Genomic DNA, 14130 nt, shown 5'->3' on the forward strand with positions numbered 1-14130 from the left:
GACCTTGACTAGGCGACCAGTCAATGCCATTCAGCGGGTGTCGCTACCAGACGGTTAAATCGGGCAACCTTTACTTCTAAGCAAGGCATCAAAGCGAGCTTTGGGCAAACTACCGTCAGCAATTTGCGCCATAATCGTTCGTTCCCGATCCAGTAAATGCCTGCATTGTACTAATAAGCGGTCTAAGTTACTCGGGCAGACCGCGACCACCCCATCCGCATCACCGATGATTAAGTCACCGGGATTCACCACCAAGCCCGCGCAGGCCACTGGAACATTGATCTCTCCGGTGGCATCGGTACTAGGGCCTCGATGTACACAAGCCAGTGCATACACCGGTAAGCCCCCTTGCGCCCAATCTTCACGATCACGAATCGCGCCATTAATGACCATACCCGCAACCCCTGTTTTCATCGCCATTGCCCGCATAATGCCGCCGACAATCGCCCGACTGGTATCCCCGCCACCATCGACAACTAAGACATCATTCGGGCGGGCCATTTCTAAAGCTTTTAGCAGCATTAAATTATCACCCGGACGCACCCGCACGGTCACCGCCGTACCACACATGTGCTTGAAGCCGTGATAAGGCTTGACCCCTAAAGCGCCCACATTACGCCCTAAGCAATCGCTAACAATCGACGAAGGCACACCCTCGAAATCTTGTAGGTAACGATCAGCAATCGGCTCAGGCATAGGGTTGATTAAATAGCCAGTCGGCCAAATAGAATTAGAATCAATCTCGAACATTTTAATTTCTCTGATGGTAAAGCAACTGTGGTGGTAATCTAACGACCGTTTATAAATTTAACACCAAGACCTGTTTCACACTAGCAACAAGTCTTAGCCTGCCCTAATCTTAACAAGCAATGCGTAGCACTTTCTTTACATCTATCTGAACTATATTGATGAATTTCACTGGTTGGCTGATAAACTGATGCTTAAATTTTATATATAGGTATAAAGTACAAGTTATATATGCTCATCGACAATAAATCTTCCGGCAAAGTCGGCGAAAAGCTCAAAGCAAACCTGACTTCAGGTGACAGACTATCGTTTGTATGCGCCCTGTTTTCCCTGCACGCTTTTGATGCCCTCAAACAGGAATTGACCAAAAGTGACAGTTTGCGCTTATTACTTGCCCCTGCCGGAATCAGCAGTGATGTCGCCAACGTATTACCCATTCAGCTTACTGGCGATGTGTTTGAAACCCGCTTGCGTAACCGCCTAACCCAACACCACATCGCCCGTGAGTGCGCCAAATGGTTGGAACAGAAAGTCACTGTGCGGCAGGTCAAGCAAGCGGGGATGCTGGGTAACAACCTGTTTCATATCCAGCACTCCGACCAAACTGGGTTTGCGGTTAACGGGAGTTCACAGTTCACCACCTCCGGCTTGGGTTACAGTGAATCGCCCGGTTTCCACATGAACATGGGTGTTGCCGATAACGAAAATACCCGCGCCATGCTGGGCTGGTTTGACAGCTTGTGGAACAGCAACGCGGTTGACGATGCCAAACAAACCCTGCTGCACCAGCTTCAAACCTTGTACCGTGACTATTCCCCGCAGTTCATCTACTTCCTGACGCTCTACAATATCTTCAAGGATTACATTGAAGACATCGACGAAGAGAAGATCATCCGCAGCAAAACGGGGGTGAAAGATACTGCCGTGTGGAACAAGCTCTACCGTTTCCAGCGTGACGGGGTAATCGGGGCAATCGACAAACTGGAGCGTTATAACGGCTGCATCATTGCCGACAGTGTGGGCTTGGGGAAAACCTTTGAAGCACTGGCAATCATCAAATACTACGAGTTGCGCAATGACCGGGTGTTGGTGCTTTGCCCCAAAAAGCTGCGTGAGAACTGGACGCTCTACACCGTCAATGATAAGCGCAACCTGCTAGTGGCTGACCGTTTCAATTACGACGTGCTGAACCACACCGATTTGACCCGTGAAGGCGGCTTTTCCGGGGAAATCAATCTGGAAACCCTCAACTGGGGCAATTACGATCTGGTGGTAATCGACGAGTCGCACAACTTCCGCAACAACAACCCGCGCAAGGATGGCAAAACCCGCTATTCACAGATGATGCAGGCCATTATCCGTGCTGGGGTAAAAACCAAGGTGCTGATGCTATCCGCTACCCCCGTCAACAATCGTATGAACGACCTCAAGAATCAGGTCGCTTTCATTACCGAAGGGCGGGATGATACGTTGGCGGATCATGGGCTAACCAGCATCGAACAGACCTTACGCAAGGCACAAAGCCGCTTCAACGCATGGGTCAAGCAAAGCCCTGAACAACGTACTGCAAAATCACTGTTGGACAGTCTGAATTTCGACTACTTCAAGCTGCTGGACTTGCTGACCATTGCCCGTTCACGCAAGCACATCGAGAAATATTACGGCACGGCAGACATCGGCAAATTCCCGCAACGCCTCAAGCCGCATAACATCAAGGCGGACATTGACAGCAACAGCCAATTCCCGCCGCTCCATGCCATTAACCGCACCATCCGCCGTTTGCATTTGGGCGCGTATTCACCGCTGAAGTATGTGCGGGCAGACAAGCGTGATGAATACAGCCGCCAGTACGACCAAGCGGTAAAAGGCGGGCAAGGCGGCGTATTCCGGCAGGCTGACCGGGAAGAAAGCCTCATCCACCTGATGCGCGTCAACCTGCTCAAACGCATGGAAAGCTCGATCCACTCCTTTCATTTGACGGTCGATAGCTTGCTGGAACAGGTCGATACCCTGCTGGAGAAAGTGGAACAGCACCAAACCGCCGAAATTGAAGAGCTCAGCATCGAAAACCTTGACCTCGATAGCCCAGAATGGGATGCCTTACTGATTGGCAACAAGATCAAGGTGCTGATTCAGGACATGGATTTGGTCAGGTGGAGGCAGGACTTACAGGAAGACCGCTACCAACTGCAACACCTGTTGGAAGAATCACAAGCGATTAGTCCGGCACGGGATGCCAAGCTGCACGAGTTGCAGGCATTGATCCGTTCCAAGATCAACCAGCCCATCAATCCCGGCAACCGCAAGGTGATCATTTTCACCGCCTTTGCTGACACCGCCATCTACTTGTACCAACAGCTTGCACCGTGGGCATTGCAAGAACTGGGTGTACATGGCGCATTGGTGACAGGTTCGGGCAGCAACAAGACCACGCTGAAAGGGGTCAATACCGATTTGGGCAGTTTGCTGATGCACTTCTCGCCCATCTCCAAGGAACGTGAAAAGATCATTACTGGGGATGCACCGCAAATCGACCTGCTGATTGCTACCGATTGCATTTCCGAAGGGCAAAACCTGCAAGACTGCGACACGTTGATCAACTACGACATCCACTGGAATCCGGTACGCATTATCCAGCGATTTGGGCGGATTGACCGTTTAGGCTCAAAGAATACTCGCATCCAGCTTGTGAATTTCTGGCCTAACATGGCACTGGATGAATACATCAACCTCGAAGCACGGGTCAGCGGGCGCATGGTGCTGCTCGACATTTCCGCGACGGGTGAGGAAAACATCATTGTGCAGGATGAAGCCAGCCAGATGAATGACCTCGAATACCGCCGCAAGCAACTGGAACAGCTACAGGAAACCGTGCTTGATTTGGAAGACTTGGCAGGCGGGGTTTCTATCACCGACCTGACACTCAACGACTTCCGCATGGATTTGTCGGCTTACATGAAAACCTATCAAGGTGTGCTGGAGCAATCGCCAATGGGCTTGTTTGCGGTTGCCAGCCTTGACGATGCGTTGCGGAATGACGGCCTAGAACCAGGGGTGATTTTCTGCCTCAAGAACATCCGTAACCCGGTGCAGACTGATAGCAGCTACGCGCTTGCTCCGCATTTTCTGGTGTATGTCACCGCAGAGGGGGAGGTGAAACACCCATTCACCGCTACTCGGCAAGTGCTGGATAGCCTGAAAAAGCTGGCAGTACGCCATACTGTACCGGATGAAACCGCCATCAATGCCTTCAACCGCAGCACCCGCAAAGGGGCAGATATGCAGCCCTATCAGCAGTTACTGGCAAAGGCTATCGACAGCATTGCAGGCAAGAGTCAGGAAACCGGGGTGTTGAGCTTGTTTAGTCGGGGCGGGACGGTGCTTGCACCGGGTGAGTCGCAAGGTATCGAAGATTTTGAAGTAGTGAGCCATCTTATTTTGCTGTAAAAAACACAGCATCATTGTACAATATACCTGTACAATTTTGTGAATTTTACTAGGAGATACATAATGGAAGTCATGAGTTATTCCAACTTCCGCGAAAAACTCGCCTCGGTGCTGGATACCATTAGCAATAACAGTACTGTCGTGAAAGTCACACGCCAGAATGGCAAAGCCGCAATTGTGATGAGCCTTGAAGATTGGGAGCGTGATCAAGAAACACTGTATGTCTTACAGAATAAATCCCTTATGCGCCAAATTGCCGAATCATTACAGACGCATCAAGCAGGCAAAGGACATTTAGCCGACAAGGATACGTTGGATGAAATCTTTGGTGTTTGAAGGCAATACGTGGGAAGCCTACGAAGCTTTACGTTCCACCGATAAGGCATTACACAAGAAACTGTGTCAAATTCTCAAAGAAATGCTGTGTGGTGATCCTGCCGTAGGTATTGGAAAGCCGGAGCCATTGCGGCATGGTTTAGCGGGTTTATGGTCGCGGCGTTTATCACAGCGTGATCGGGTGATTTACCGTTTCGATGATAATGCCATTTACCTGCTTGCCCTTGGTGGGCATTACGACGACCATTGATGACAGCCGATTTATATCACTCATTGGGATTCCCACTTTCCACCCGGCAATCCATCCGCATCTACAAAAAGCAGTTGCTGGAAAACGCTGACCTGACCGCCACCGACCGCAAGCACATCCAGCAGGACATCGACACGTTGGAGTGGCGGCATGTGTTGAAAGCGGGTACGTGCGACATTCTGCCGTTTAAGGATGAGGAACGCGATTACAGCGAACTGCACCTGATCCACGCCGCGCTCAAGTCCCCCGCCCACGTCAAACGGTTGGGGGAAGTGTTGCAACGTGCGATCCAGTACCCGCTGATACTGGTGTTTGAACACGCGGGGCAGGTTTGCATCCAGATGGCGGACAAGCGCATCAACCGTGCCGACACTACCCGCCTGACGGTGGAAACCCTCCATGACAGCGGTTGGCTGAATGTCATGGAGCCGGATGCCGCTACCCTTGGTTTCCTGCAAGCCTTCCGCTTTGAGGTTTGTGACCAGCAACACCTGCACGCCTTCTGGCAATGCCTGACTGACAAACTCGCGGGGCTGGAAACCGCACGTTATACCGGGCATTATGTGGCAACACCCACGCTTGACCGGGAACAACGCCGCGCCGTGTTGCAGCAACTCCATGCGCTGGAGCAGCAATTGGCAACTATCCGCGCCACGCTCAAGCGGGAAACCCAGTTCAACCGCAAGCTGGAATTGAATATGCAGGCCAAGCAATGCCAGCAACAGCTACAGGCATTGACCGCCCAACTCGACTAAAGGAATACCATGCACAAGCTGACCGCCCATGACGCTGAAACCCAAAGCCTTGATCTGGTCGCCGACAATATCGCCAAACTGACCGCGCTGTTCCCGGAAATCCTCACCGAAGGGGCGGATGGCGGCAAGCGGGTGGATTTTGAAGCCTTGCGGGAGTTGTTGGGTACGGCGGTTGAGGACAAGGAAGAGCGTTATAACTTCACTTGGCATGGCAAGGCGCAAGCGCGGCGGCTGGCGCAAACGCCGTCCACGGGTACGTTGCGTCCGTATCCGGCTGAATCCAAGCATTGGGACAGCACCCAAAACCTGTTCATCGAAGGCGATAACCTCGAAGTGCTGAAGCTGCTGCAAAAGAGCTATCACCAGCGGGTGAAGATGATCTACATCGACCCGCCGTACAACACCGGCAAGGATTTCATCTACCCCGACAACTACCGCGACAATATCGCCAACTATCTGGAGCTGACCGGGCAGACCGGGGAAGACGGACGCAAGCTCGCCGCCAATCCCGAAACGTCTGGGCGTTACCACACCCACTGGCTGAACATGATGTATCCGCGCCTCAAACTGGCTCGCAACCTGCTGCGGGACGACGGCGTAATCTTCATCTCCATCGACGACACCGAAGTTGCCAACCTGCGCAAACTCTGCGACGAAATCTTCGGCGAAGAAAACTTTGTCGCTCAATTAATTTGGGAGAAGAGAACCAATAGGGAAAATAGGAAAATTGTATCAAATCGTCACGACTATATAGCTTGTTTTTGTAAAAATATAAATACTACTACGAGAGTTCTTAATCAGTTACCCATGACTGAAAAAGCATTGTCAAATTATAAGAACCCAGATAATGACGTTCGTGGATTATGGAAATCTGACCCAGCGACGGCACAGGCAGGTCATGGTACAAAGTCCCAATTTTATACCCTGTTGGCTCCAAATGGGAAAGAACATACTTTAGAAAGTGGTCGTTGTTGGTTATACACCAAAGATGTAATGCAGAAAGCCATTGATGAAGGAAGAATATGGTTTGGTAAAGATGGTAATGGAGTTCCAAGGATTAAAACCTATTTAAATGAGAAAGACAGAAAGCTAACCCCAGAAAGTATGTTATTTGCAGATGATGTGGGCACTAACGAAATCGCAAAAAACATGCTGAAAGATTTATTTTCAGGATTTGCTGTTTTTGAAACTCCAAAGCCTATAGATTTAGTTAGCATGTTAACTAACATGGGTTGTGGTGACGGAATAGTTCTTGATTTTTTTGCTGGTTCAGCAGTAACTGCACATGCTTCAATGATGTTAAATGCGGAGGATGGCGGCAACCGGAAGTTCATCATGGTGCAGTTGCCAGAACCGACCGATAAGCCCGATTACCCCACGATTGCGGACATCGGCAAAGAGCGGATTCGCCGCGCCGGAGAAAAAATTCGCGCCGATAAAGGCAGCATCATCAATCTGGACGTAGGTTTCAAGGTCTTCAAGCTGGATTCGACCAATATCAAGCCGTGGGACGTGGGTTTCGACGACCTCGAAACCAGCCTGCCACTGTTCGCCGACAGCCTCAAGGACGACCGCAGCAACGACGACGTACTGTATGAAATCCTGCTCAAATACGGGCTGGACTTGAGCCTGCCCATCACCACCCACACCCTCGCAGGCAAAACCGTCTATCAGTTAGGCATGGGCGCACTGGTCGTCTGCCTCGACAAAGCCATCACGCTCAACACCGTGGAAGGCATCGCCAAGTTGAAAGACGAACTCCAGCCCGAAGACAGCCTGATGCGCGTGGTATTCCGCGATTCCGGCTTTGCCGACGACGTGGTGAAGGTCAACGCCGTGCAAATCCTCAAGCAGGCGGGAATTGAAGACGTGCGGAGTGTATAATTAACCGGAGGTAACAACTATGAACTTAGCGATTGATTTACCTGATGATATTGCCGTATTGGTAAGAAATTTACCCGATCAGCGTAGTTTTCTGGTGGAAGCTATTCAGCGCGAATGGCAACGCCGTAAAGCCATCGCGCAACTGCTACAGCTCAGTGAGCGGGTCAGTGCCCGTCACCCGAACATGACCGACGAACAGCTAGAGGACTTGCTGCGTGACTGAACAGCCATTACGGGTAGTGGTGGACACCAATGTGTTGCTCAGTTTCCTCATGAAGCATACCTCCAAACCGGGGGTATTGGTCACGTACATTCTTCAGCAACACCAAGCATTACTCTCAACCAATACACTGCGAGAGTTGGTAGACAAATGCAGCCGGGCGAAATTTCGACCCTACTTTTCTGAAGCAGAAGCACAGAAACTGGTGCAACTGCTTTCACAGGTTGGCGAAACGGTGACAGTCAATATCACCATCACTGATTGTCGTGATGCTAAAGATAATCAATTTCTGGAATTGGCAATTGCAGGGAATGCCGACTTATTGGTGAGTGGTGATAAGGATTTACTGGATTTACACCCTTATCAGGGCATTCCTATCCTAACACCACATGACAGTTTGCTGTTTTTAGGGGTGGAATATGGGAAAGCGTAAATGAAAATCCAATTCGACAGCGGTCTTGCTTACCAAGCCCAAGCCGTGGAAGCTATCTTAGGCGTGTTTGAAGGGCAGGAAACCACCCAAACCACCTTCACCGTCACGTCAAAACCCGTCTTCAACGGGCGTGGGCAAGGCGACCTGCTGCAAACCGCCGCCACCAGCGAATACGGCATCGGCAACCGCCTGATGTTGCTGGAGGACGAATTGCTGGACAACGTGCGCCGCGTCCAACTCCAAAACGGCCTCAAGCAAACCAGCAAGCTGGACAAAAAAGCCCTGAACTTCACCGTTGAAATGGAAACTGGCACGGGCAAAACCTACGTCTACCTGCGTTCCATTTTCGAGTTGCACCTGCGTTACGGCTTCACCAAATTCATCATCGTCGTGCCGTCCATCGCCATCAAGGAAGGCGTGTACAAGTCGCTGCAAATCACCAACACGCATTTCAAAGACCTGTACCAGAACATCCGCTACGACTACTTCATCTACGACTCGCAAAAGCGCGAACAGGTGCGCAGCTTCGCCACCAGCGACTACGTGCAGATCATGGTGATCAACATTGATGCTTTCCGCAAAAGCTTCAGCGACCCGGAAAAAGAAACCAAAGCCAACCTGATCCACCGTGCCGATGACCGCCTGAATGGGCAACGCCCGATTGAATTCATCCGCGACACCTGCCCGATTGTGATTATCGACGAACCGCAAAGCGTGGACAGAACCGACAAAGCCAAGGAAGCGATTGCCAGCCTCAACCCGCTGTGTACCTTGCGTTATTCCGCCACCCACGCAGACAAACACCAGATGCTCTACAAGCTGGATGCGATTGATGCCTTCGAGCAAAAGTTGGTCAAGCAAATAGAAGTCAAATCCCTCAATGTGCAAGACGGGCATAACAAAGCCTACCTCAAGCTGCTCAGCGTCGATAACCGCAAGTCACCCATTACCGCCACCATCGAACTGGACACACTACAAAAAGGCGGCGGGGTGAAACGCATCAGCAAAAAGGTTAAAGCCGGGGCTGACCTGTTGGAAGTTTCCGGCGGGCGTGACCTGTACGATGGTTACATCATCAACGACATCGTTTGCACACCGGGCAGCGAATACATCGACTTTACCAGCAAGCCCGACATCCTTAAGCTAGGGCAAGCCATTGGCGATGTGGACGAAGATGAGCGTAAACGCCTGCAAATCCGCCAGACCATCGAAAAGCACCTGAACAAGGAATTGCTCCTGAACCCGATGGGCATCAAAGTCCTGAGCCTGTTCTTCATCGACCGGGTAGCTCATTACCGCAGCTACGACGCAGAGGGGCATGTCGTCCCCGGCAAATACGCACAATGGTTTGAGACCGAATACCGCGCAATGGTTGCCAAACCCAAGTACCGATCCCTGTTCGGCGAAATCGACCCAACGGCGGAAGTCAGCAAAGTGCATGACGGCTATTTCTCGGCCGACAAGCGCAAAAAAGGCGACCCGGATAGCTTGATACGTTTCAAGGACAGCAGCGGCACAACGGCTGAAGACGAAAGCACCTACAACCTGATCATGAAGGACAAGGAAAAGTTGCTTAGTTTCGATTCCAAACTGCGCTTCATTTTCTCGCATTCCGCCTTGCGTGAAGGCTGGGACAACCCCAATGTGTTCCAGATTTGCACCCTGAATGAAACCGCTTCCACCCTAAAAAAGCGTCAGGAAATCGGGCGCGGCTTGCGGTTGGCGGTCAACCAGCAGGGCGAACGCATCCAAGGTTTCACCGTCAACACCCTGACCGTGATGGCAAACGAGTCCTACGAGGCATTCGCCGCCAAACTCCAGCAAGAAATTGAGGATGATGAAGGCATCCGCTTCGGCTTTGTTGAAAAGCACCTGTTCGCCAATATCGTGATAGCGGAAGATGGCAAAGAACCCACCTATCTGGGTGCAGACAAGTCCGAAACCCTCTGGGAAAACTTGCTGGCAAGCGGCTACATCAATGACAAAGGCAAAGTGCAGGACAGCCTGAAAACCGCCCTGAAAGCAGGCAGTGTCAACCTGCCCGATACTTTCGCCACCCACGCTGACGCAATTACCGCCACTTTGCGCAAAGTCGCAGGCAACAACCTGAACATCAAAAATGCCGACACAGGACAAACCGTAGCACTCAACAAACAGGTTTACCTCAGCCCCGAATTCACCGCGCTGTGGGATCGCATCAAGCACCAGACCACCTACCGGGTAAACTTCACCCCTGAAAACTTGATTGATACTTGCGCCAGCAAGTTGGGTGAGATGATCGTGGGTAAAACCCGCTTTGAATCCATTGAAGCCAAGCTCCACATTGACCGTAGCGAAATCGCAGGCACAGACGTAAAGACCCAAACTTACGTCTACGACCTGCGTGATTACACCTTGCCGGACATCGTGACCTACTTGCAGGATGCCACTAACCTGACACGCCGCAGCGTGATTGACATCCTGCAACGCTCAGGCCGCCTCAAGGATTTCAAAAGCAACCCGCAAAAGTTTATCGAACAGGCCACTGCCATCATCCAGCAAGCCATGCGGCTGGCACTGGTGGACGGCATCAAATACCACAAAATCGGCGATGGGCATTTCTACGCCCAAGAATTGTTTGAATCGGCAGAATTGCGCGGCTACCTCAACGACAATATGCAGGCCGTCGCCAAGTGCGTGTATGAGCATGTGGTGTATGACTCCGACGTGGAAGCCAGCTTTGCTTTGGGTATGGAGCAGAGTGAGGACGTGAAGCTTTACGCCAAACTCCCCGGCTGGTTCAAGATCAACACCCCGCTTGGCACCTACAATCCCGACTGGGCCGTGCTGGTGGAACAAGACGGCAAAGAGCGGCTGTATTTTGTGGTGGAAACCAAAGGCATGTTGCTGCCCGATGCGCTACGCCCGGTGGAAGACGGCAAAATAAAATGTGGGCGGGCGCACTTTGCCGCGATGGAAAACGACGTGCAGTTTACCAAGGCGAATGGGTTTGGGGAGTTTGTGGGGCAGTGGTAAGGCCTAGCACCAATCTTCTTTAGTGCTGCCGAAAACAAAATCAATCAAGGCAAAACTCAAGTCTAGGAAATTGAGCAGCCTTTCAACTTTTAGGCTACATTGAAGCGTTCTATCCTCTTGAATGATGAGCTTGCTGATGACTCAAAATCACCTTCACCTACCCTTATGGACACTCATAGCACCGACTTTTACCTTATGTTTGCTCGGCTTACAATGGAGTGGTTTGGAACTGACAGGGTGGTATTATTGGCTGCTGGCTCTTGGTTTAGTTTTTAGTGTGATGGCTGCCGTCCATCATGCTGAGATCATTGCCTATGGCATCGGTGAACCCTTCGGAACTTTAGTCTTAGCCTTAGCCGTGACAGTGATTGAGGTATCCTTAATTGTCTCTATTATGTTGGCTGCTGAATCGGGGGCAACCGTCTTAGCTCGGGATACTGTTTTTGCGACGGTGATGATTATTTTGAATCTGATCATCGGCTTAAGTTTTTTACTCGGCGGTGCACGCTTTCGCGAGCAGAGTTTTATTCTCTCCGGCACCCGTACTGCACTCACTACTTTAGCCGCGATTATAGTGCTCACCTTAATCCTACCTAATTTCACGACGAGTGTATCCGGGCCACGTTATAGCGATAGTCAATTAAGTTTTGTGGCTATCGTCTCTCTCGTCCTGTATCTGCTTTTTGTCTTCATTCAAGCCGTGCGCCATCGTGATTATTTCCACAGTAGCCCCATTAGCCAAGAAACTGAACAACAACCTGTAGTACCGATTAAAACTTTGATCATCAGTGGTATCTTTTTGCTGTTAAGCTTAGTGGGTGTGGTTTTATCTGCCAAATTACTCTCGCCTGAAGTAAAAGATATGGTGAAAGCTATCGGTGCACCGGAAGCTTTGGTCGGAATTATCATCGCCGCTATTGTCTTAACGCCTGAAGGTTATGCCTCCTTACGTGCGGCGGCGAATAACCAACTACAAACCAGCCTCAACCTCGCTCTTGGCTCAGCCCTTGCAACGATTGGCTTGACGATTCCGGTGGTGGCTGTGGTAGCGATTGCGATGGACATGACCTTGGTCTTGGGGCTGGATAATAAATCTATTGTCTTACTGATTTTATCCCTATTTATCGCTTCACTGTCGATGAGTACGGGGCGAGTAACGGTCATGCAAGGTGCCGTTCATCTAGTCTTATTTTTGACTTATTTGTTTATGACAATCGTTCCCTAAACCGATAAACGGTTGGCTCAGATCTAGAGCCAACCTAGATAAGTGCGGTTTAGCCTTGGGAAATCCGCCGCCATTCACGCTGAAAAACCTCACTGAACCCGACCAACATCGCAAATAATACGACGAGGCTAGCCACCCACTCTGCATGAAAAACCGTGGCTGTCTGGGCAACTTCACTGATCAAGACCGATTGCGCTAAGAGGTTAGCGATTTGCTTTACCAATAAAAAAGTACCCAAGGTAACACAGACCATCACAAAAGCGACAGCCTGCGCTTTCCAAGAATGCATTAAAACGATTATTAGACGTTCATTTAAGCTATAACCCATGTCGCCCTCCCTAAGTGAGTCAATGGATCAATTCATATTAAGATTACAACTTAAGTCGGTTAGCTGAATAGAAAAGTTCAGGTGAATTTTCACCAAACTTTTTAGGAATAGTTGGTAAAATATTGGTTTACAAAGCAATCTGATCCATGCTTGGGATTTGTCAATAAATCTATTTTATTCATAACCAGATTGCAACTGATCGGCAAGGTCTTGTACTTGCTTTGCCAATCCTCTGAGACGTTCGCGCTGGATTTGAGCGACTAAGGCAGGTTCAGCTAACTCTAAAGCCACTGCTGACATGTGCTGGGCAGCTTGGGTTAATGGGGGATAGTTTAAGCGTACTAGAGCCAGCAAGACTTTTTGTAAGCGAATACCCACCTCAATAAAACCTGCTCCATCCCGCGCAATCGGACTAAAACTATCGGTAACTAGCTCTTCTGCGGTCATCGGCAAAACGCTTAACCGTTGATAGCTTAGCTCAGCTGCTTGGCTTTGCTGGCTGACCTCTGCCCAATGAGCCAATACTTTTAGCTGCAAATGTAAGACATTAATCGCGGTCCCAGGATCATTGACCGCACTGGATAAGGCACGATCTGCCGTTTCGGTAAGATTAATTAAATTAAACCGTAAATCATCAGTAGCCTCACGCCGCTGACCAATCGCCACTGCCGTGCATACTGTTGTGATAAACTCATCCGTTGCGGTGCTGGCGGGGCTAATATAGGCGATAGCGGCAGTCACCTCACTGACTTCTCCGGGGCGGGTGGCAAGGATAATAGTGGCCTGCATTTCCTCTGCCTTAGCTTGTAAACGGCTCATATCTAAACCGACCACATAGCCATAAGTTTGTGGATAAACAGCGCAACTATCTGGCGGTACACGACCATCCCAAGCGTGAGCACCCCAATGATGCACGGTCTCAGGGTTAATACTCGCCAAGGCAACCTCAGTTAACTTAGTTAAAATAGTTTCTTGTCGCCCTAATTGCATGGCATGATCGACCCAATTAATAAAGGCAATCAGTACAAAACCAACAATTAATAATAAACCCAGAAATAAAATAAACCGCCCTACCGCACCATATTCAAAGGCTTTGAGCGCTAAAATACTGAAGATTGAATAAATAAAAGCCGCAATAAAAGCTGATAAAACTAACTGTGCTTTCTTATCACTTAAGACATATTGGCTAGCGCGATAAGTGGTGGACGTCGAGACAGTCGAGGCCGCCGCTACAATCGCCGACACGGTAAAGGTAGCGACTGATAGCATGCTAGATGCAAAAATACTCAATAGAGCAACCAGTGACTCCTCATCAATTTTTAAGGCGATTTTTCCTTCATACCTGCCACCTAGCCAATACGCAAGTAGAGCCATAGCAATTGCAAACAAACTCGCCAACGCCGGGCGCAGCCATAACTCACGTTCTAATTGCGCTTGCAAACGTTTTAATCTAAACCCCATACCCCAGTCGATCCTTGTCTACTTTTTAC

General features: G+C 50.1%; 12 protein-coding genes. 9 read left to right on the forward strand and 3 right to left on the reverse strand.

Annotation, left to right across the window (positions count from 1 at the left end; translation table 11 throughout):
• Positions 1–54: 54 nt before the first annotated feature.
• Positions 55–750 (reverse strand): RraA family protein, encoded by a 696-nt coding sequence (locus tag B5D50_RS04140; protein ID WP_078921323.1) that lies wholly within the window; start codon positions 748–750, stop codon positions 55–57.
• Positions 751–978: 228 nt separating this feature from the next.
• Between B5D50_RS04140 and B5D50_RS04145 the strand changes: the two genes are divergently transcribed.
• The 9 genes from B5D50_RS04145 to B5D50_RS04185 all read left to right on the forward strand — a co-directional run bounded on the left by B5D50_RS04145 (position 979) and on the right by B5D50_RS04185 (position 12312).
• Positions 979–4194, forward strand: coding sequence for a helicase-related protein (locus tag B5D50_RS04145; RefSeq protein ID WP_078921324.1), 3216 nt, complete (start codon positions 979–981; stop codon positions 4192–4194).
• A 63-nt stretch (positions 4195–4257) separates the two neighbouring features.
• On the forward strand, positions 4258–4530 hold the full coding sequence (locus tag B5D50_RS04150; protein WP_078921325.1) for a type II toxin-antitoxin system Phd/YefM family antitoxin: 273 nt from the start codon (positions 4258–4260) through the stop codon (positions 4528–4530).
• Positions 4511–4780 (forward strand): Txe/YoeB family addiction module toxin, encoded by a 270-nt coding sequence (locus tag B5D50_RS04155; protein WP_078921326.1) that lies wholly within the window; start codon positions 4511–4513, stop codon positions 4778–4780. Before B5D50_RS04150 ends, B5D50_RS04155 begins: the two co-directional genes overlap by 20 nt.
• The gene (locus tag B5D50_RS04160; protein WP_078921327.1) at positions 4780–5535 is read left to right on the forward strand and encodes a DUF4391 domain-containing protein; all 756 of its coding nucleotides are present in this window, start codon (positions 4780–4782) and stop codon (positions 5533–5535) included. Before B5D50_RS04155 ends, B5D50_RS04160 begins: the two co-directional genes overlap by 1 nt.
• Before the next feature lie 9 nt (positions 5536–5544).
• Complete coding sequence (locus B5D50_RS04165) at positions 5545–7419, forward strand: site-specific DNA-methyltransferase (protein ID WP_078921328.1); 1875 nt, start codon at positions 5545–5547, stop codon at positions 7417–7419.
• A 19-nt stretch (positions 7420–7438) separates the two neighbouring features.
• Positions 7439–7642, forward strand: coding sequence for a hypothetical protein (locus B5D50_RS04170; RefSeq protein ID WP_078921329.1), 204 nt, complete (start codon positions 7439–7441; stop codon positions 7640–7642).
• Positions 7635–8072 (forward strand): putative toxin-antitoxin system toxin component, PIN family, encoded by a 438-nt coding sequence (locus tag B5D50_RS04175; RefSeq protein WP_078921330.1) that lies wholly within the window; start codon positions 7635–7637, stop codon positions 8070–8072. The genes B5D50_RS04170 and B5D50_RS04175 overlap by 8 nt, the downstream gene beginning before the upstream one ends.
• Entirely contained in the window at positions 8073–11087 is a 3015-nt protein-coding gene (locus tag B5D50_RS04180; RefSeq protein ID WP_078921331.1) for a type III restriction-modification system endonuclease, read from the forward strand.
• 136 nt (positions 11088–11223) lie between these two features.
• Complete coding sequence (locus B5D50_RS04185; protein WP_078921637.1) at positions 11224–12312, forward strand: calcium:cation antiporter; 1089 nt, start codon at positions 11224–11226, stop codon at positions 12310–12312.
• Positions 12313–12361: 49 nt separating this feature from the next.
• Here B5D50_RS04185 and B5D50_RS04190 read toward each other — a convergent pair whose 3' ends face one another.
• Together B5D50_RS04190 and B5D50_RS04195 are read right to left on the reverse strand one after the other, a co-directional pair.
• The gene (locus tag B5D50_RS04190; protein WP_078921332.1) at positions 12362–12640 is read right to left on the reverse strand and encodes a hypothetical protein; all 279 of its coding nucleotides are present in this window, start codon (positions 12638–12640) and stop codon (positions 12362–12364) included.
• A 174-nt stretch (positions 12641–12814) separates the two neighbouring features.
• Entirely contained in the window at positions 12815–14101 is a 1287-nt protein-coding gene (locus B5D50_RS04195; RefSeq protein ID WP_078921333.1) for a DUF2254 domain-containing protein, read from the reverse strand.
• Positions 14102–14130: the final 29 nt, after the last annotated feature.

This window comes from Thiothrix eikelboomii, assembly GCF_900167255.1.
Classification (GTDB): Bacteria; Pseudomonadota; Gammaproteobacteria; order Thiotrichales; family Thiotrichaceae; genus Thiolinea; species Thiolinea eikelboomii.